This window comes from Megasphaera sp. DISK 18 (assembly GCF_001682955.1).
GTDB lineage: Bacteria > Bacillota > Negativicutes > Veillonellales > Megasphaeraceae > Megasphaera > Megasphaera massiliensis.
The window spans coordinates 15,325-33,008 of sequence record NZ_LUGJ01000016.1 but is presented as its reverse complement, the minus strand read 5'-3'; the positions used below and the strand labels follow the sequence as shown (position 1 = coordinate 33,008).

General features: G+C 51.8%; 13 protein-coding genes. 6 read left to right on the top strand and 7 right to left on the bottom strand.

The genetic code is table 11. The annotated features are described in order from the left end of the window. Positions 1–116 precede the first annotated feature (116 nt). The 3 genes from A0U42_RS03705 to clpB form a co-directional block, all read right to left on the bottom strand. Positions 117–719 carry an HD-GYP domain-containing protein gene (locus A0U42_RS03705; RefSeq protein WP_065359926.1) on the bottom strand — a complete coding sequence of 201 codons (603 nt, stop codon included), beginning with the start codon at positions 717–719 and terminating at the stop codon, positions 117–119. Between the two features lie 30 nt (positions 720–749). Next, complete coding sequence (locus A0U42_RS03700; protein WP_044503603.1) at positions 750–1,253, bottom strand: S-adenosylmethionine decarboxylase family protein; 504 nt, start codon at positions 1,251–1,253, stop codon at positions 750–752. A gap of 109 nt (positions 1,254–1,362) precedes the next feature. Then, complete coding sequence (gene clpB, locus A0U42_RS03695; RefSeq protein ID WP_065359925.1) at positions 1,363–3,951, bottom strand: ATP-dependent chaperone ClpB; 2,589 nt, start codon at positions 3,949–3,951, stop codon at positions 1,363–1,365. A 223-nt stretch (positions 3,952–4,174) separates the two neighbouring features. On the opposite strand from clpB, the gene A0U42_RS03690 reads away from it, so the two are divergent. After that, positions 4,175–4,981 carry a tetratricopeptide repeat protein gene (locus A0U42_RS03690; protein WP_065359924.1) on the top strand — a complete coding sequence of 269 codons (807 nt, stop codon included), beginning with the start codon at positions 4,175–4,177 and terminating at the stop codon, positions 4,979–4,981. Here A0U42_RS03690 and gltS read toward each other — a convergent pair. Both gltS and A0U42_RS03680 read right to left on the bottom strand, forming a co-directional pair. Further along, positions 4,978–6,240, bottom strand: coding sequence for a sodium/glutamate symporter (gene gltS, locus A0U42_RS03685; protein ID WP_065359923.1), 1,263 nt, complete (start codon positions 6,238–6,240; stop codon positions 4,978–4,980). The two genes, A0U42_RS03690 and gltS, sit on opposite strands and share 4 nt — an antisense overlap. Positions 6,241–6,374: 134 nt before the next feature. Further along, the gene (locus tag A0U42_RS03680; RefSeq protein ID WP_065359922.1) at positions 6,375–7,586 is read right to left on the bottom strand and encodes a nucleotidyltransferase family protein; all 1,212 of its coding nucleotides are present in this window, start codon (positions 7,584–7,586) and stop codon (positions 6,375–6,377) included. Positions 7,587–7,868: 282 nt separating this feature from the next. Between A0U42_RS03680 and A0U42_RS03675 the strand changes: the two genes are divergently transcribed. The 3 genes from A0U42_RS03675 to A0U42_RS03665 are packed head-to-tail and all read left to right on the top strand — an operon-like array spanning position 7,869 to position 10,345. Continuing rightward, positions 7,869–8,405, top strand: a complete 537-nt coding sequence (locus A0U42_RS03675; RefSeq protein WP_062411975.1) for a hypothetical protein — start codon at positions 7,869–7,871, stop codon at positions 8,403–8,405. A 31-nt stretch (positions 8,406–8,436) separates the two neighbouring features. Then, a complete protein-coding gene (locus A0U42_RS03670) occupies positions 8,437–9,633 on the top strand; it encodes an acetate/propionate family kinase (RefSeq protein WP_065359921.1) in 1,197 nt (398 codons plus the stop codon). 25 nt (positions 9,634–9,658) lie between these two features. Continuing rightward, on the top strand, positions 9,659–10,345 hold the full coding sequence (locus tag A0U42_RS03665) for an HAD family hydrolase (RefSeq protein WP_065359920.1): 687 nt from the start codon (positions 9,659–9,661) through the stop codon (positions 10,343–10,345). Positions 10,346–10,377: 32 nt separating this feature from the next. Here A0U42_RS03665 and A0U42_RS11770 read toward each other — a convergent pair whose 3' ends face one another. After that, complete coding sequence (locus A0U42_RS11770) at positions 10,378–10,611, bottom strand: hypothetical protein (protein WP_255304098.1); 234 nt, start codon at positions 10,609–10,611, stop codon at positions 10,378–10,380. Between the two features lie 161 nt (positions 10,612–10,772). Beyond that, positions 10,773–11,684, bottom strand: coding sequence for a LysR family transcriptional regulator (locus A0U42_RS03655; RefSeq protein ID WP_044503611.1), 912 nt, complete (start codon positions 11,682–11,684; stop codon positions 10,773–10,775). A 496-nt stretch (positions 11,685–12,180) separates the two neighbouring features. On the opposite strand from A0U42_RS03655, the gene nifJ reads away from it, so the two are divergent. Continuing rightward, complete coding sequence (nifJ, locus tag A0U42_RS03650; protein WP_065359918.1) at positions 12,181–15,696, top strand: pyruvate:ferredoxin (flavodoxin) oxidoreductase; 3,516 nt, start codon at positions 12,181–12,183, stop codon at positions 15,694–15,696. Positions 15,697–15,873: 177 nt separating this feature from the next. Beyond that, positions 15,874–17,505, top strand: a complete 1,632-nt coding sequence (locus A0U42_RS03645; RefSeq protein WP_065359917.1) for an EamA family transporter — start codon at positions 15,874–15,876, stop codon at positions 17,503–17,505. Positions 17,506–17,684 lie beyond the last annotated feature (179 nt).

The window sequence follows — 17,684 nt, the reverse complement described above, 5'->3', positions numbered from 1 at the left end:
CCAACATTTGACAAGGAGCCAGAAATTCCTTGCTGATTGTCCGATGGAAAAAGGATGCATGACAAAAGGGCTGCACATCTGATGTGAGATGTGCAGCCCTTTGAATATACGTTGTATCAGCCTAGGATTTCAATGAAGGCCTTGACCACTTCCGGGTCAAAGAGGAGGCCCGATGAACTGAAGAGTTCGCGGACGGCCTGTTTTTTTGTTTTCGCCCAAAATTCAGTCGATGGATTGATAATCATATCGTAGTAGTCAGCTACGGCGATGACCCGCGCTCCCAAGGGGATGTTGGCTCCGCGCAGGTGTTTGGGAAAGCCCGAACCGTCCCAGTGTTCATGGTGATAGCGGATGTAAGGGACGATGTCCTGGCAGCAGGGGATGTTTTCCAACATATTGCCGCCGGCTGCTGCATGGCGCTTGTACTGGGCCATTTCCGAGCGGTTGAGATAGGGTATCTTGACTAAAAGTGTATTAGATACGACCAAAAGACCAACGTCATGGAGGAGAGCAGCGTATTTTATCTGTTCGATTTCGCTCTTTGGCAGCATGAGTTTGGCGGCGATACTGACGCTGTAGTTGGCAACTTGCAGGGAGTGCATATATAAGCGCTGACTTTTTAGCTGTATGAAGTTGAGCAACTCTGCCGTAATGCCGTCAAGAGACGTCATTTCTTCACGGGCAATGCCCGCTGCTTGATTTAACGATACCATATACATGACAAACAAACCCTTTCATCTGCAACCATACTATTCGTTCGTCGTCCGATTCGACTGGCGTACTTTTTTTGGATGACGAAGGATATTGAACATTTTGGCACTCGTTTTTTTGATGCGCGCGCCTGTATTTTTCATACGCCGTGCTGTCGTAATCTTGGACTTGCGCTTCGGGCGCATGTCGCGGATTGAGCCGAAATCACCGCGGCGGATACTCGTCGCCTTGATGCGGTCGGAACGGAGGTTTACTTTTAATGCGTTCATGATTTGGCTCGTCTTAAGGTCGATGTTAAAACTGTAGATATCTACTGCCACGTAGGAGAGGAGAGGATAGGCATGGATGCTGATATGGGCGTTGCCCGATACGGCCATGCACGTCAGTTCGTCATCAATATGGAAGAAGGTAATGCCCTCAGCAGGTGCGCCGACCAAATGGAATGCGCGTTCTACCAAGGGCTGCAAGTCTTCGGCTTCGGTGAAAGAAGCTTTGCAGTTATAAAAATCAATCAGTACATGATTTCCTAATGTATTATTCATAAATCTCCACCCGTTACTTAGTTACAATTAATTATATACTGTTTTTGGGAACTTGTAAACTAAAAAGGGCCCCATGGGATATGTTAAAACCCCATGAGGCTCGTTTTAGTTATGCTTTGTGCTCACGAATGGGCGTGAAGGTAAAATCCGTTCCGTCAAAGCCGATGCTGACCGTATCGCCTTCGCGGATGGTGCCGGCGATGATGCTGCGGCTCAAGGACGTTTCGACGGTATGGGTGATCAAGCGGCGCAGGGGACGGGCACCGAACTGAGGATCGAATCCTTTGTCGGCCAATTCCTGCAGGGCTTCATCAGTCCAAGTGAGTTTGATCTTGATCTGTTTTTCCAGACGCTGACCGAGGCGTTCCAAGAGGATGGCTGCAATACTCTGTACCTGGTCTTTCTGCAGGGCCTTGAAGACGACGATGTCGTCGACACGGTTGAGGAATTCCGGACGGAAGTACTGTTTGAGGAGGTCACGGACCTTCTGGTTGGCCTGTTCGTAATCCGGCGTTTCCAAAATTTCATGAGAACCGAGGTTACTGGTCATGATGATGATCGTGTTCTTGAAGTTGACGACCCGGCCTTTGCCGTCAGTCAGGCGGCCGTCATCGAGGATCTGCAAGAGGACATTGAAGATGTCAGGATGGGCCTTTTCGATTTCATCGAGGAGGATGACGCTGTAGGGACGGCGGCGAACGGCTTCGGTGAGCTGACCGCCTTCGTCATAGCCGACGTATCCCGGAGGCGCCCCGATCAGACGCGATACGGTATGCTTTTCCATGTATTCCGACATGTCGATGCGGATGATGTTCCGTTCGTCATCGAAGAGGGATTCGGCCAGGGTCTTGGCAAGTTCCGTCTTGCCGACACCGGTCGGGCCGAGGAAGATGAAGGAGCCGATCGGGCGGTTCGGGTCTTTGATGCCGGCCCGAGCGCGGATGATGGCGTCGCTGACGACTTGGACGGCTTCGTCCTGGCCGACGACGCGTTTATGGAGGGTTTCGTCGAGATGGAGCAGTTTTTCCCGTTCGCCGGTCATCATCTTAGTGACTGGGATGCCCGTCCAGCGGCTGACGACCTGGGCGATGTCTTCTTCGCCGACTTCTTCTTTGAGGAGCTGCGAATCCTGTTTCTGTGCCAGGTGAGCTTCTTGTTCAGCCAGCTGTTTTTCCAGTTCCGGCAGTTTGCCGTATTTCAGTTCCGAGGCCTTGGCCAAGTCGTAGTTGCGTTCGGCCTGGGCCATTTCGCCCTTGACGGCGTCGATTTCTTTTTTCAGTTCCTGTGTGTGCAGGATGGACTGTTTTTCCGTATCCCACTGGGATTTGAGCTGGTTTTCTTTTTCCTTTAATTCATTTTTCATGGCCGTAATCTTTGCCAGCCGTTCTTTGGAAGCGTCGTCTGTTTCTTTGTTCAGGGACTGTTCTTCGATTTCGAGCTGCATGATCTTATGGCTCAATTCGTCAATGGGCGTCGGCATGGATTCGATTTCCGTGCGCAGTTTGGCGGCGGCTTCGTCGACGAGGTCGATGGCCTTGTCGGGCAGGAAGCGGTCCGAGATGTAGCGGTCCGAAAGGACGGCAGCCGCAACCAGGGCTTTATCGCGGATGCGGACGCCGTGATGGACTTCATAGCGTTCTTTCAGGCCGCGGAGAATGGTGATCGTATCTTCGACGGACGGCTGGTCGACCATGACCGGCTGGAAACGCCGTTCGAGGGCAGCGTCCTTTTCGATGTATTTCTGGTATTCGTTGAGGGTCGTAGCCCCGATGCAGCGCAGGTCACCGCGGGCCAGCATCGGTTTCAGGATATTGCCGGCGTCCATGGAGCCTTCGGACGCGCCGGCACCGACGACGGTGTGGATTTCATCGATGAAGAGGAGAATCTGACCGTCTGATTTAGCGATTTCATTGAGGACCGATTTCAGTCGTTCTTCGAATTCACCGCGGTATTTGGCCCCGGCGATGAGGGAACCCATGTCGAGGGAGTAGAGGGTCTTGTTCTTTAAGGATTCGGGAATGTCTCCGCTGACGATGCGGCGGGCCAAACCTTCGACGATGGCCGTTTTGCCGACGCCCGGTTCCCCGATGAGTACCGGGTTATTCTTGCGGCGACGCGACAAGATTTCGATGGTCCGGCGGATTTCGTCGTCACGGCCGATGACGGGGTCGAGCTTGTTCTGGCGGGCAGCTGCCGTCAGGTCGCGGCCGTATTTTTCCAGGGCCTTGTAGTTGCCTTCAGGGTTATCGGTATTGACGTTGGCCTTGCGGTTGGCCTTGATGGTACTCATGATCTTGTCTTGGTGCAGGCCGAATTCACGGCACAGTTCCTGGACGTCGCTGCTGCTTTCGCTGACGATGCCGAGGAGCAGGTGTTCCGTACTGATGTAGTCATCGTGCATGGAATCGGCTAATTGCTGGGCTTTGCCGATGACCCGGACCATTTCCGTCGACATCGACATCTGACTCGAACCTTGGACGGAAGGGATTTTCTTCAACAGCTGTTCCAGCCGTGCCTGGAGCATGGGGACGTCGGTCTGACATTCCGTAAGGATGGTGCTCAGCAGGCCTTCAGGCTCTTTGAGCAGGCCCATGAGCATGTGGACCGAGGAGATTTCTTGGTTGTAATGGAGGGCGGCAATCTGCTGGGCAGACTGGAAGGCTTCCATGACTTTCTGTGTATATTTTTCGTTTCCCATAAGTAAGACCTCCTTATTATGGCGATTGTATTCAGGATTAGGAGCTTTTCACTAGCTTCTAGTATCATTATAGCTATAAAAGTCAAAAAGTCAATATGTCAAAAAGGAAAATTTGTAAATCTTTTGGAAAAGACTTTGTTGACAGTCCACATCCTTTCCCCTACAATCGAGGCAGTATAAAGATTGTCTTCCGTCATGGGAGACCGATGAAAGGAGTCCGACGATGGACGAAACAGAACGACTGGCCTTTAGCGGCGATGCAGCGGCTCAATGTGCCATGGGAGACGATTATTTCTTTGACGCTTTTGACGCCGATATAGAAGATAAAGATGATTTATATAAGAAGGCTTTTTACTGGTACAGCCGTTCGGCCAAGGGCGGTTATGCTGCCGGTCAGTATAACTTGGGCTATCAGTATGAGCATGGGTTAGGTACGGAGCGCGATATCGAACAGGCTGTCCTTTGGTACGGTGCGGCCGCCAGCCACGGCTATGGAGCGGCTGAGAATAATTTAGGCCATCTCTATGAAATAGGGGATGATCTTCCTCAGGATTATGAAAAGGCCCTGTACTGGTACCGGCGGGCTGCTGAACACGACGACGGCGACGGCCAGTGCAATGCGGCCATCATGTATCAGTTCGGCTACACCGGGGAGCCGGATTATGAAAAAGCCGCCTATTGGTATGCCAAGGCGGCAGATCAGGGAAATGTCATTGCCGGAAACAATCTCGGCTATCTCTATGAAAAAGGATATGGCGTTCCTCAAAACTGGGAACTGGCTGCACACTGGTACTATGAAGCGGCCATGGCCGGCGACGGGCCGGCGCAGAACAACTTGGGCGTCCTCTACCGTGACGGCCACGGCGTCGCCCGTGACAGCATTCAGGCGGCCTACTGGTTTGCCCAGTCTGCAGCGTCAGGCTATAAAGAGGGCATGAAAAATTACGCCACCGCCCTGGAAACAGGCGATGGCGTAGAGATGGATCGTGATGAAGCTCGATATTGGCGAAATAAAAGCCGGGACGATTAGTGGAGAATATTGATAAATACCGTAATGATCGTGGCATTGACCGGGTCGATGATTAAGGACCCGATGAGGGGAATGACGAAGAAGGCCGTCGGTGCCGGGCCGAAGATTTCCGTCATGGCCGTCATGTTGGCGATGGCGTTGGGCGTAGCCCCTAAGCCGAAGCCGCAGACGCCGCTGGTCATGACGGCAGCTTCGTAGTCGCGGCCCATGATGCGGAAGACGATGAAGTAGGCGAAGATGGCCATGAACAGGGCCTGACTGAGGAGCATGACGACTAAAGGTACGGCAAGGTCTGCCAGCTGCCAGAGCTTGAGGCTCATGAGGACGCAGGTCAAAAAGACCGTCAGGCTCAGATTGCCCAAAACTTCACTTTCATGCTGGTAGACTTTAAAGCTGTGCGTAAAGTCGGCGATGTTGCGGATGACGGCAGCGACGATCATCGAGCCGATATAGCCCGGGAAGACAAGGCCGATGCTGCTGAAGAATCCGCTGACGATCGTTCCGAGACCCATGGCCAGAAAGAGGTGGGCCATGGCGTTCATGAAGCGGTAGTTGTCGATGGTCTGGCCGATTTTGTTTTCAATCTTGATGGCGTTTTCGGCCCGTTCCTTATCGCCGGCTACGGCTTTTAACCGCGATACGGCGTCGGCGTTGGCCGAAGGATCGAAGCGTTCTGATTCAGCCGAGCTGACCAGATGGTGTTTGTGAATCAGTCCTTCCCCAATCGGGCCGCCGATGACACCGCCGGCGACGAGACCGAAGGTTGCGGCGGCGACGGAAATGGTGACGCCGCTGTCAAGGCCGATGTCTTCCAATAAAGGACCGAAGGCCGCTGCCGTGCCGTGACCGCCGACCATGGGAACCGATCCCGTTGCCAGTCCCATGAGAGGACTGAGGTCGAAGATCGTCGCGAGGCTCACCCCGATGATATTCTGGAAGGTGATGAGAATCGTCGTGACGATGGCCATTTTAAAGACCATGATGCCGCCTCGTTTGATAAGGCTGATGCTGGCCGTGTAGCCGACACTGGTGAAAAAGAGCATCATACAGATGTTTTGCATAATCGTATCCTGCTCGTACTGCCAAAGACCCTGTGTATAGAGAATGCAGTTGATGATAGCGAATAAGATGCCTCCGACGACCGGAGCGGGGATACAGTACTTGCGCAGGACGTCGAATTTTGCACGCAAGAATACGCCGGTATAGTAAACGACAATCGCTGCGGCTAATGTTTGATAAATGTTAAGATTTACAGCCACAAATAAGCCCCCTTCATATTTTATCGATTATGGATGAAATCGACGAAATAGGTTATGAAAAAATAAAAAATACAGTACTTATGATAACAGATTTCGGGCTGTAAAACAAATATATGGATAAAAATAAGCGGAGGTTACGGTTCACAATCGCCTTGGGGAAGATAGCAGGGCGAGGTATAATAGTCCTTGCGGCCTTGGCGGCAAGGAGGGTTGCGGAAGCAGAGGGCTTGGATGTCGTTGGCCCGGATATCAAGGGTAAGCTGCGCCTGTCCGAGAGGGGACAGGATTTTTTTTGCCTGCGCCGGTTTGGTTATGATGGGGAAGGTTCCTTTTGCTTCTTTCAAGAAGGCGGCGCCGCGCTCATTGAAGGCCAGGATGCGGCCGTATTGAGGCCCTTCACGGTAGGATTCATTGAAGAAATCTTGTGACGGCTGCAGGACCGTATAGGCGCCCATGCGGCACAGGCGGCTGAATGCATAGCGCTTGGTCTTGACGGCGGCCAGGGCTTCTTCATACGTCGAAAGGGTAGAGAAGGCCCGGTGCCAACGGTTTTCGAGGCCTTCGGTAAAGGCCGGCAGGCGGTGAAGTTGCTCCGGTGTCAAGAGGCGCCCTTCAAGGCTGACGAAATCGCCGTAGCGGTCGTAGTCCGTGAAGGAACCGGCTCTCAATAGGGCTTCGATATCGCTTCGGCTGGCCGGCGGCAGATAGGCTGCAACGCGGGGTGTGAATCCCTTTTTCAGTTCCCGGCGGATGGCCGAGGCACTGGTGAAAGGCTGGTCGAAGCTGCTTTCAGCATGGCTTCCGCGGCGAGGAACGGTTCGCATCGCAAGGGGAGACGGCAGGGCGAGGATGGCTTTTGCATATTCAAGGGCCAAGAGGGCATTGGGCTGATCCAAAAGGCCGGCCAGTTCCGGCAGGGCCTTTGCCAGGTCGTCTGTCTGATTCCGACCGGCCGTGGCCGTCTTTGTCGATCCATCGTACGAGAGGCTCAAGGCGGTTTTTCCCAGGCGGAGAAAGTCGGCAGCCGTCCCCTCTTCGACGCCGCAGGCAAGGGAGGTGCAGCCAAGGCGATAGGCTAAACGGATGCCGCCTGAGGCAAATCCTTCGGCACTCGAGAGGGCATAGACGGCAGGCAGTTCAAAGACGGCATCGGCTCCGCTGCGGACGGCCCAACGGGCGCGGTGCCACTTGTCGAAGAGTGCCGGTTCGCTGCGCTGGACGAAGGCGCCGCTCAGGATGACGATGACGGCCGTATCGGGCGGACTTTGGCGGCGGATTTCCGACAGCAAGTAGGCGTGGCCGGTGTGAAAGGGATTAAATTCGGCGATGACGGCAATGGCTTCCATAGCAGGCTCCTTACGTTCTAAATTTCACAATATCTGAACGGGACGAAGCCGCAGTGTCTGGCGGCACCGTCCGGAAAAGGCCGTATTTCACGAAGAAACACAGTATAAGTTGTTTATAAGTATACGGAAGGTAAAGAAAATCGTCAATGGAGGCCGTTCATTCTTTTTGGCTGTTTGGGCGGATAGCTAAAGTATTTCCAATTCCTGCTTTTTTTAGATGACGCTATAAGGCTTTTATGCTATAATGAACCTAGTCTGTAGAAAGCATAAATAGGTGATTGTATGAAGGGATTGAAAGGACTTGCAGCTGCGGCCATGGTCTCAGCTGCCGTATTGTTAGCCGGCTGTGGCAGCAATACGATGCTTGAAGAATACAGTTTCGGCTATGTCCAGTTGAAGGCCGGAAATTCGGAAGTGTACGTCATGACCCCGTTTGACCTGGCACACGTGAATCGCCAGGACGGCGAAGGCATGATGTATATTAACAATGACAAACACATCAATGTCGTCGCTGTTTCTGAAACAGCCGGCGAAACGACGCCTGTTGCCATGGCAGACAAATACGTTGCCATGCTGAAACAGACACCGGATGTATCTGATCTGCAAACGAAGATTACCGAAGCCGAAGAGAGCGGGCGCAAGGCCACCGTCGTCGACGCCTCCTATACGGAGCCGTTGAACGGCCAGCCGGCGAAGCTCACCGTGCGGAGTTTCTTCTTTGAAGATAATGGCCAGATTTGGCACGTCATGTACATGTACAAAGACGGTGACGAACTGGCGAAGGAAGTAGTTGACCACGTATTTGGCCAGCTAAAGTAATTTTAAAACACACGAAAGAGGGTAAAATTTCATGATCGTATTGGTTGTAAACTGCGGAAGCTCATCTTTGAAGTATCAGCTCGTCAACATGGATAATGAAGAAGTAATGGCAAAGGGTTTGGTCGAAAAAATCGGCCTCACCGATTCGCAGCTGACCCACAAATGGAATGGCCAGAAAAAAGAAATCAAACAGTCCATTCCGGATCACCAAGTAGCCGTCAAGTTAGTCCTCGACATCTTGACTGACGCTGAATGCGGCGTCATCAAATCGATGGATGCCATCGATGCTGTCGGCCACCGCGTCGTCCATGGCGGTGAAGAATTCGCTGCTTCCACGCTCATTACGGACGAAGTCATGAAAGCCTTGGAAAAATGCTCGGCTATGGCTCCGCTTCACAATCCGCCGAACATCATCGGCATCAATGCCTGCAAGGCTATTATGCCCGGCGTACCTCAGGTCGGCGTCTTCGATACGGCCTTCCATCAGACCATGCCGGCAAAAGCTTTCATGTACGGCCTCCCGTACGAACTCTATAAGGAAGATCATATCCGCCGTTACGGCTTCCACGGCACGAGCCATCGCTATGTCGCCGGTGAAGTCGCTAAAGTCATGGGCAAACCCGTTGAAGAACTGCGCATCATCAACTGCCATCTCGGCAACGGCTCTTCCTTAGCTGCCATCAAATACGGCAAATGCGTCGACACGACGATGGGCTTTACGCCGCTGGCCGGCGTCCTCATGGGTACGCGCTGCGGTGATATCGACCCGGCTATCGTCCTCAACGTCATGGACAAACATAACCTTTCGACGAAAGATATGGACAAATTGATGAACAAACAGTCCGGTGTCCTCGGCATCTCCGGCGTTTCCAGCGACTTCCGCGATCTCGGTAAAGCTGCCGGCGAAGGCAATGAACGCGCTCAGCTCGCCCTCGATATGTTCCACTATCAGGTCCGTAAGGAAATCGGTGCTTTCGCAGCTGCCATGGGCGGTGTCGATGTCATCACCTTTACGGCCGGTGTCGGCGAAAACGGCATTGAAGACCGTGCCGCCATTGCCGAAGGCCTCGAATACCTCGGCGCCAAACTCGATCCGCAGCGCAACGACGTCCGCGGCAAAGACGCTTTGATCAGCACCGACGATTCGACGGTTAAGATGTATGTCATTCCGACGAATGAAGAAATCATGATTGCCCGCGATACGAAGGACATCGTATCCAAACAGTAATAGTGCCTCGGATGGAGTGAAGACCGTGAAATTATTATACTGGGATATTGACGGAACCTTATTGAATACCGGTCATGCCGGATTGAATGCCATTAAAGAAGTCCTCCGCGATTTAAAAGGGGAGGATACACCGGTGCCGAAAATCGATGCCGGCGGCAGGACCGATAACTATATTTGTCAGCAGCTGCTCTATAAATCGACGGGCGTCATGCCGACCGATGAAGAAGTCTTTGCCTTTTGCCGCAACTATGAACAAAAGCTCTTGAAATGGCTGAAACGCAAGGCTCATGAAGGTGTCATCCTGCCGAATGCAGCAGAAAACCTGGCATTCTTCCATGGAAGGGAAGGCTACTGCCAGCTCCTCCTGACGGGGAACAGCCGCGTCGGTGCCAGCCTGAAGATGGATTTCTTCGGCTTGTCTCAGTATTTTGATTTCGACCATTCCGGCTTTGCTTTCGACTACTACTACCGCGACGACTTGGCCCGCAATGCCCTGGCCATTGCCAAACGGACTTGGGGCGATGACATTGAAGCCATGTATGTTATCGGTGACACGCCTCATGACATTCAGTGCGGAAAAGCCATTGGCGCCCGGACTATCAGCGTCGCTACCGGAAGGCATTCCTACGATGATTTGGCCAAGTGCGAACCTTGGAAAATCATTTCGTCCCTTCCGGAACCGGAAGCCTTCGAAGCGCTTCTTGAATCGTGATAAATCCCTAATAAAAAGGAAACCCAGACTCATCACATGGAGTCTGGGTTTTTTTTCGGTTCTTCGATGCGCCACGTGTTTTCAAGGACACGGAAGTTCAGCGAATGCCATTTTTTTTCTATATCGTTTAAGGTGACCGATGCTGAGTAGAGCAGGTTATTCTGTCTTTGCGCCTGTTTCTCCAGCTGGGAGATGCGGACTTGTTGGAGCGCGACGGTCTTAGACAGAGTAAGAATCTGGACCTGCAGCACCACGTTCCATGCCAAGAGAAGGACCGCGGCGGCAGTTAGATATCTTTGCGTCTTAGACAGACCCTGCCAAGTCTTGAGCAGGCGGCGATACTGATTGAGTAAACCGTTTCTGCCGCGCTGTATCCGGCTTTTCAGGGAGCCGGCAGGAGCGGCGGGGCCTTGTCTTTCCCCGGCCATTATAAGTTGGAAATGACGCGGGCCTTATTGCGGACGAAGTCGAGCCATAATTGAGCCGCATGGGACAGGTAGTGGCCGCGTTTCCAGATGACATAGAGGACGTGCATGATTTCCGGTTCGACCAAGGGACGGACGACGACCGATTCCGAGACGCGGGGGTTGGCTTCCTTCGTCGGGCACAGGCGGCTCGGCAGGAGGGCGACGCCGAGGTTGGCGACGACGGTCTGGATCATGAGGTCGCGCTGGCTCGTTTCAAAGATGATCTTCGGCTGGAAGCCGATTTTCTTACAGTGTTGGATGATTTCGTCGTGCAAGTTGAAGTCATCGCGGTAGAGGACCAGCGATTCGTTGGCCAGTTTCTTCAAGGGAATCGTCTTTTCCTTGGACAGGATGTTGTCGCGGTGGATGATGACGTTCATCGGATCCTGGGTGAGGAAGAACGATTCAAAATCCTTTTCCTTCGGCTGGGTGCAGACGATGCCGAGGTCGATGAGGCCTTCCTGGACGCTGATTTCGACCTTTTTCGAGCCGTGTTCGTACAAGTCCAGCTCAATTTGAGGATATTCCTGCTTGAAAGCCCCTAAGAGGTTGGCGAAGATCGGCGCCCCGGTAATGGGGGGCAGGCCGATGAGAATCGTGCCCTGTTCCAATTTGAATTCATTTTCAAAGTCGGTCTTCAAATGTTCGAACATGAAGACGACCCGTTTGGCATGGGACAGGAAAATCGTGCCGGCATCGGTCAGTTCGACGGCCTTCGCATTACGCATGAAAAGGACGACGCCCAGCTCTTCTTCCAGAGCTTTGATGGTACGGCTGATGGCGGACTGAGAAATATGCAGTGTTCGCGCTGCTTTGCTGAATGACTTCTTGTCTGCTACTTCGACAAAGTATTTAAGATGATGAAAATCCATGCTAACACCTCCACTAACTAATCGTGTATATCAAAAATAACGCTACAATATACACTACTTCGGTATACGTTTACAAAATAGCACTGAACGATGCATAAACTAGCATCACATTCCTATTGAATTTAACATTGCTTAGGCATATAATTAACTTGTAAGAAAAAGTTACAAAGTCGTTCGGTTTGTGATGGTCAGCAATTTCTGAAAAGAGATATGGTAATGTGCAAATCTGTAATACCACTATAATAGTAGTACAGATTGAGAATATTAGCAATACCTTTTTTGAATATTGTCAGACCTTCCCACGTTTTATTGCGTTTTTTTCAATTATGGGACGTGTATAGTCGATACGTGAACAGAATGCATCATTGGAACCTTTGTGTGCTGTTCACGCCTTCTGTATGAGATACAGCAGGACGTCTTTATAGCTATCTTAAGCCTATCAGTATGGAATCTTCCATATTGTGTATAACATTCAATTAAGGAGCGTGTTTTATCTATGAGCAAATTTAAAACCATGGATGGTAACGAAGCAGCTGCATGGGTGTCCTATGCATTTACTGAAGTTGCCGCAATTTATCCGATCACGCCGTCTTCTCCTATGGCAGAACATGTCGATGATTGGTCCGCCACTGGCATGAAAAACCTCTTCGGTCACAAAGTTCACGTTGTTGAAATGCAGTCCGAAGCTGGCGCTGCCGGCGCATTCCACGGTTCCTTACAGGCTGGTGCTTTGACCACGACGTACACTGCATCTCAGGGCTTCCTCCTCATGATGCCGAACATGTACAAAGTTGCCGGCGAACTCCTTCCGGGCGTATTCCACGTAGCTGCGCGTGCTTTGGCTAACCATGCACTGAGCATCTTCGGTGACCATCAGGACGTCATGGCTGCTCGTGCAACGGGCTGCTGTCTCTTGGCCGAATCCAATGTTCAGGAAGTCATGGACATCGCTGGGGTCGCTCACTTAGCGGCAATTAAAGGTTCCTTGCCGTTCATCAACTTCTTCGACGGTTTCCGTACGTCTCACGAAATTCAGAAAGTTGAAGTCATGGATTTCGAAAACTACAGAAAACTCGTTGACTGGGAAGCTATCGACAAATTCCGTAAACGTGCTCTTAACCCGGATAACCCGCAGGTTCGCGGCACGGCTGAAAACCCGGACGTATACTTCCAGCACACAGAAGCTGCCAACAAGTTCTATGATGCTATGCCCGATATCGTAGCTGACTACATGGACAAGATTTCTGAAATCACTGGCCGCTCCTACAAACCGTTCAACTACTACGGTGCTCCTGACGCTGAATACGTCGTCGTTTCCATGGGTTCTCTCTCCGACGTCGCTAAACAGACCGTCGAATACTTGCAGAGCCAGGGCGAAAAAGTCGGCGCTATCAACGTTCACCTCTATCGTCCGTTCTCCAACAAATACCTCCTCAACGTTCTTCCGAAAACGGTCAAGAAGATTGCTGTCGTCGACCGCACGAAAGAACCGGGTTCCCTCGGCGAACCGCTTTACCTCGATATCACGGGCTTCGTAAAAGAAGAAGGTCTTAACATTGACGTCATCGGCGGCCGCACCGGCATGGGCTCCAAAGACGTTCTTCCGGAAGACTTCCTCGCCGTCTTCAAAGAATTGAAGAAAGATCATCCGCTCAATGGCTTCACCCTTGGCATCGTCGACGACGTTACCAACCTCAGCCTTGCTCGCGAACCGAAAATGCCGCTTGACACGACGGGCCTTACGTCCTGCAAATTCTGGGGCTTCGGTTCTGACGGTACTGTCGGCGCTAACAAATCGGCTATCAAGATCATCGGTGACCATACGGATATGTATGCACAGGCATACTTCGCGTATGACTCCAAGAAATCCGGCGGCGTAACGATTTCTCACCTGCGTTTCGGTACTCGTCCGATCGACATGCCGTACCTCATCGACGCAGCTGACTACATCGCTTGCCATCGTCAGTCCTATGTAGGCCGTTTCGACGTCCTCCGCGGCATCAAAGAAGGCGGCACGTTCATGTTGAACTGCACCTGGACTGATGAAGAACTGGAACACGAACTTCCGGCTCGCATCAAACGCGCTATCGCTAAAAACCACGTTAAATTCTACACCTTGAACGGTGACGCTATCGGCCAGAAACTCGGCCTCGGCACTCGTATCAACATGGTCATGCAGGCTGCATTCTTTGCCCTCGCTAAGATCATCCCTGTAGAAGACGCTGTTAAATACTTGAAAGACTCCATCATCAAGAACTACGGCAAAAAAGGCCAGAAGATCATTGACATGAACAATGGCGCCGTTGATGCTGGTATCAAAGAATTCCATGAAGTTAACTATCCGGCTTCCTGGGCTGATGCCGTTGACGAAGTCGTCGAAGGCCGTCCGGCTACGAAGTACTTCACGGATGTTGCAAAACCGATGCTCGAACAGGTTGGCGACGATCTCCCGGTTTCCGCATTTGTCGGCCGCGAAGACGGCACCATGCCTTCCGGCACTTCGAAATTCGAAAAAGCCGGCCCGGCTCTGCACGTTCCTTCCTGGGATAACGAAAAATGTATCGGCTGCCTCCAGTGTTCCTTCGTTTGCCCGCACGCTACGGTTCGTCCGTGCTTGACGACCAAAGAAGAAACGGCTGCTGCTCCGGCTGGTTACAAAGTCGCTGTTAAAGCTAAATCCGGTAAAGAATATGATTTGGCTATTGTCGTCGACCAGCTCGACTGCCTCGAATGCGGTTCCTGCGTCAACGTCTGCCCGGTCCAGGCTCTGACCATGGTTCCGAACACCGACGAAGAACGCAAGAAGATGGAATTCTGGTACTATGCTACGGAAAAGGTTGCTCCGAAAGCTAACCCGCAGAACAAGAAGACCGTTATCGGTTCTCAGTTCGAACAGCCGCTTCTCGAATTCTCCGGCGCTTGCGCAGGCTGCGGTGAAACTCCGTATGTCAAACTCGTTACACAGCTCTTCGGCGACCGCATGATGATCGCTAACGCAACAGGCTGCTCCTCCATTTGGGGTGCATCGGCTCCTGTTTCCCCGTACACCATGAACGCTGCCGGCCACGGTCCGTCTTGGGCAAACAGCCTCTTCGAAGATGCTGCTGAATTCGGCCTCGGCATGTTCCTCGGCGTAGACAAAGTCCGTAAAGACTTGGTCGAAAACCTCGACGCTGCAAAAGCTGTCGCTTCTCCGGAACTCCAGGAAGCACTCAGCGATTGGGCTGCTCATGCATACGAAGGCGAAGGCACTCGTGAACGCGCTGATAAATTGACGGCTCTCCTCGAAAAAGAAGCTGCCGGCAAACCGGTTCTCGAAGACTTCCTCGCTAAGAAACAGTTCTTCGTAAAACGCAGCCAGTGGATCATCGGTGGTGACGGTTGGTCCTACGATATCGGTTACGGCGGTGTTGACCATGTCCTCGCTTCGGACAACGACATCAACGTCCTCGTTCTCGATACGGAAGTTTACTCCAACACCGGCGGTCAGTCCTCTAAAGCTACCCCGACTGCAGCTATCGCACAGTTCGCTGCTGCCGGCAAACGCACCAAGAAGAAGGACCTCGGCATGATGGCTATTTCCTACGGCTATGTTTACGTAGCTCAGGTAGCTATGGGCGCTGACAAGAACCAGCTCCTCAAAGCTATCACCGAAGCTGAAGCTTACCATGGCCCGTCCTTGGTTATCTGCTACGCTCCTTGCATCAACCATGGTATCCGTAAGGGCATGGGCAAGAGCCAGACAGAAGAAAAACTCGCTGTCGAATGCGGTTACTGGGATCTCTTCCGTTACAATCCGGAACTCAAAGAACAGGGCAAGAACCCGTTCAGCCTCGATTCTAAAGAACCGGATTATGGCAAATTCCAGGAATTCTTGCAGGGTGAAGTTCGTTACGCATCCCTCAAGAAGAGCTTCCCGGAAGAAGCCGAAGCCCTCTATGCTAAGACTGAAGCTGACGCTAAGAATCGTCGTCATTCCTACGTCCGTCTCCAGAAGGGTTTTGAAGACTAATTTAAATGCACTTGCTGCATAGATAAATAGCGGAAAGGCTCTGCACGGTGGTTTCCACCATGCAGGGCCTTTTTGTTGTTTGTTATTTATGGGGAAGTAGTGTATAATGAATCGTGATTGGATTATTAATTTTTTATTCTCTATCATAATAATTAAATGAACTAGGGGGCCTCTTTTATGTCATCTAAAATGGGTACGCTTTGTATTGTCTTGGCAGCCCTTGCTTTTGGGACCATGGAAATTTCGCTGAAGATTGCCGGTACGGCTTTTACACCGTTTCAGCTGACCTTTCTCCGCTTTCTCGTAGGCGGCATCCTGCTCATGCCGCTGGCCGTTCGCGATATGAAGAAGCATCAGATTCGTCTCAGGCGGACTGATTGGGGGTATTTAGCCGTCTTGGGACTGGTCAATATCTGCTTCAGCATGATCCTCTTCCAGATCGGCGTCAACATGGCCAATGCCAGCCTGGCGGCCATCGTCTTTTCCAGCAATCCTATCTTCGTCATGATTTTTTCCTATTTTCTCATCCACGAAGCCTTTACGCGCAAGAAGGCCATCACCTTGGTATTGAGTCTCATCGGCCTTATCATCGTCGCCAATCCCGTGGATATCATCCAGAACGGAAATGTAGGACTTCTGGTGTCCTTGGCAGCGGCTATTTCCTTTGCCTTTTACACGACCTTGGGGAAACTGCGGATCGGGAAATTAGGGGGCAACGTCGAAAACGCTTTCAGTTTTCTCATCGGCTGTCTCTTTCTCTTGGTCATTCTGATTTTCCACGGCGATCCGATCATTGCCGGCATCAATTCCCACACCATTTGGCCGCTCCTGTATTGCTCCTTGGTCGTCACCGGTTTTGGCTACCTGTTCTTCATGAAGGCCATTGAACTGACGGGTCCGTCCAATGCGTCCTTTGCTTTTTTTATTAAGCCTATCATCGCCCTCATCTTGGCCTCGATCATCTTATCGGAACCGATTACGGCCAACGCCGTCATCGGCCTGGTACTGATCCTTTTAGGCTGTACCATGGCAGGGCCTATTGAACGTCTGATTTTCTCTCATCGGGCTATTGGCGAAATCGCCGGCCGTACCAACCATCCGGCTTGGATGAAGGAAGATACGGACAGCCCCTTAGTCATTACCATTTCGCGTGAATTCGGCAGCGGCGGCCGGAATATCGGGAAACTCGTGGCCCGTAAATTAGGCGTTCCGTACTACGATACGGAAATTTTCAACCGGACCCAGAAAGAACATCCGCAAACTGTCATCGCCTGGTGCAAGGACCAGAAGCGCCGCTTGGGGCCGCTCCTGTCTAAGGTATACGAAGATTACGTCCACTATGCGTCGGGATATGAATCGAATCAGATGGAAATGTTCCGCGATGAAGCTGAAGTCATTGAAGCCCTGACGACGGGGCATTCCTGCGTCATCGTCGGCCGCTTGGCAAACTACGTCCTGCGCAAACGACCGAACACCTTCAATATCTTCATTTCTTCCGATCCTGATTGGGCCGTCCAGCGCATCATGCTCCGGGAACATATCGACGCCGACCGGGCGCGTAAACTCCGCAACCACGTCAATCGTGAACGTCGGGATCACTGTATGTACTGCACCGATTCCTATTGGGGTTATGGGGCCAACTACGATTTGAGCCTTAAATCCAGCGACTACGGCATCGTCAAGACGGCCGACCTCATCTTAGAAGCGGCCCGTCATCGCCTGACCATTTCTCAAGACGATATCAATCCCACAGAGAAGGAAAGGGAAACGGCGAAGGCCGGGACGACTTCGGAGGCATTGTCGTCGTAAACTCGATGTTTTCGATATCGACATGATACAGAGGGCTATTCGTGATTTTTCATGAATAGTCCTTTTTCGCTATCCTCGAAAAGGGAGGCGAAGTGGAGACTGTAAATAAATGGTAAAATCCATTTCTAAGATGAGAATCTTGCTAAGTGCATATTAATTTAGTCTTTATTTTGAGAATA

Coding starts and splice junctions, on each gene's coding strand:
- A0U42_RS03700 (WP_044503603.1), bottom strand. CDS start 1,253: ATGAATAATACATTAGGAAATCATGTACTGATTGATTTTTATAACTGC.
- clpB (WP_065359925.1), bottom strand. CDS start 3,951: ATGGGAAACGAAAAATATACACAGAAAGTCATGGAAGCCTTCCAGTCT.
- nifJ (WP_065359918.1), top strand. CDS start 12,181: ATGAGCAAATTTAAAACCATGGATGGTAACGAAGCAGCTGCATGGGTG.
- A0U42_RS03645 (WP_065359917.1), top strand. CDS start 15,874: ATGTCATCTAAAATGGGTACGCTTTGTATTGTCTTGGCAGCCCTTGCT.
- A0U42_RS03670 (WP_065359921.1), top strand. CDS start 8,437: ATGATCGTATTGGTTGTAAACTGCGGAAGCTCATCTTTGAAGTATCAG.
- A0U42_RS03690 (WP_065359924.1), top strand. CDS start 4,175: ATGGACGAAACAGAACGACTGGCCTTTAGCGGCGATGCAGCGGCTCAA.
- A0U42_RS03705 (WP_065359926.1), bottom strand. CDS start 719: ATGTATATGGTATCGTTAAATCAAGCAGCGGGCATTGCCCGTGAAGAA.
- A0U42_RS03655 (WP_044503611.1), bottom strand. CDS start 11,684: ATGGATTTTCATCATCTTAAATACTTTGTCGAAGTAGCAGACAAGAAG.
- A0U42_RS03680 (WP_065359922.1), bottom strand. CDS start 7,586: ATGGAAGCCATTGCCGTCATCGCCGAATTTAATCCCTTTCACACCGGC.
- A0U42_RS03675 (WP_062411975.1), top strand. CDS start 7,869: ATGAAGGGATTGAAAGGACTTGCAGCTGCGGCCATGGTCTCAGCTGCC.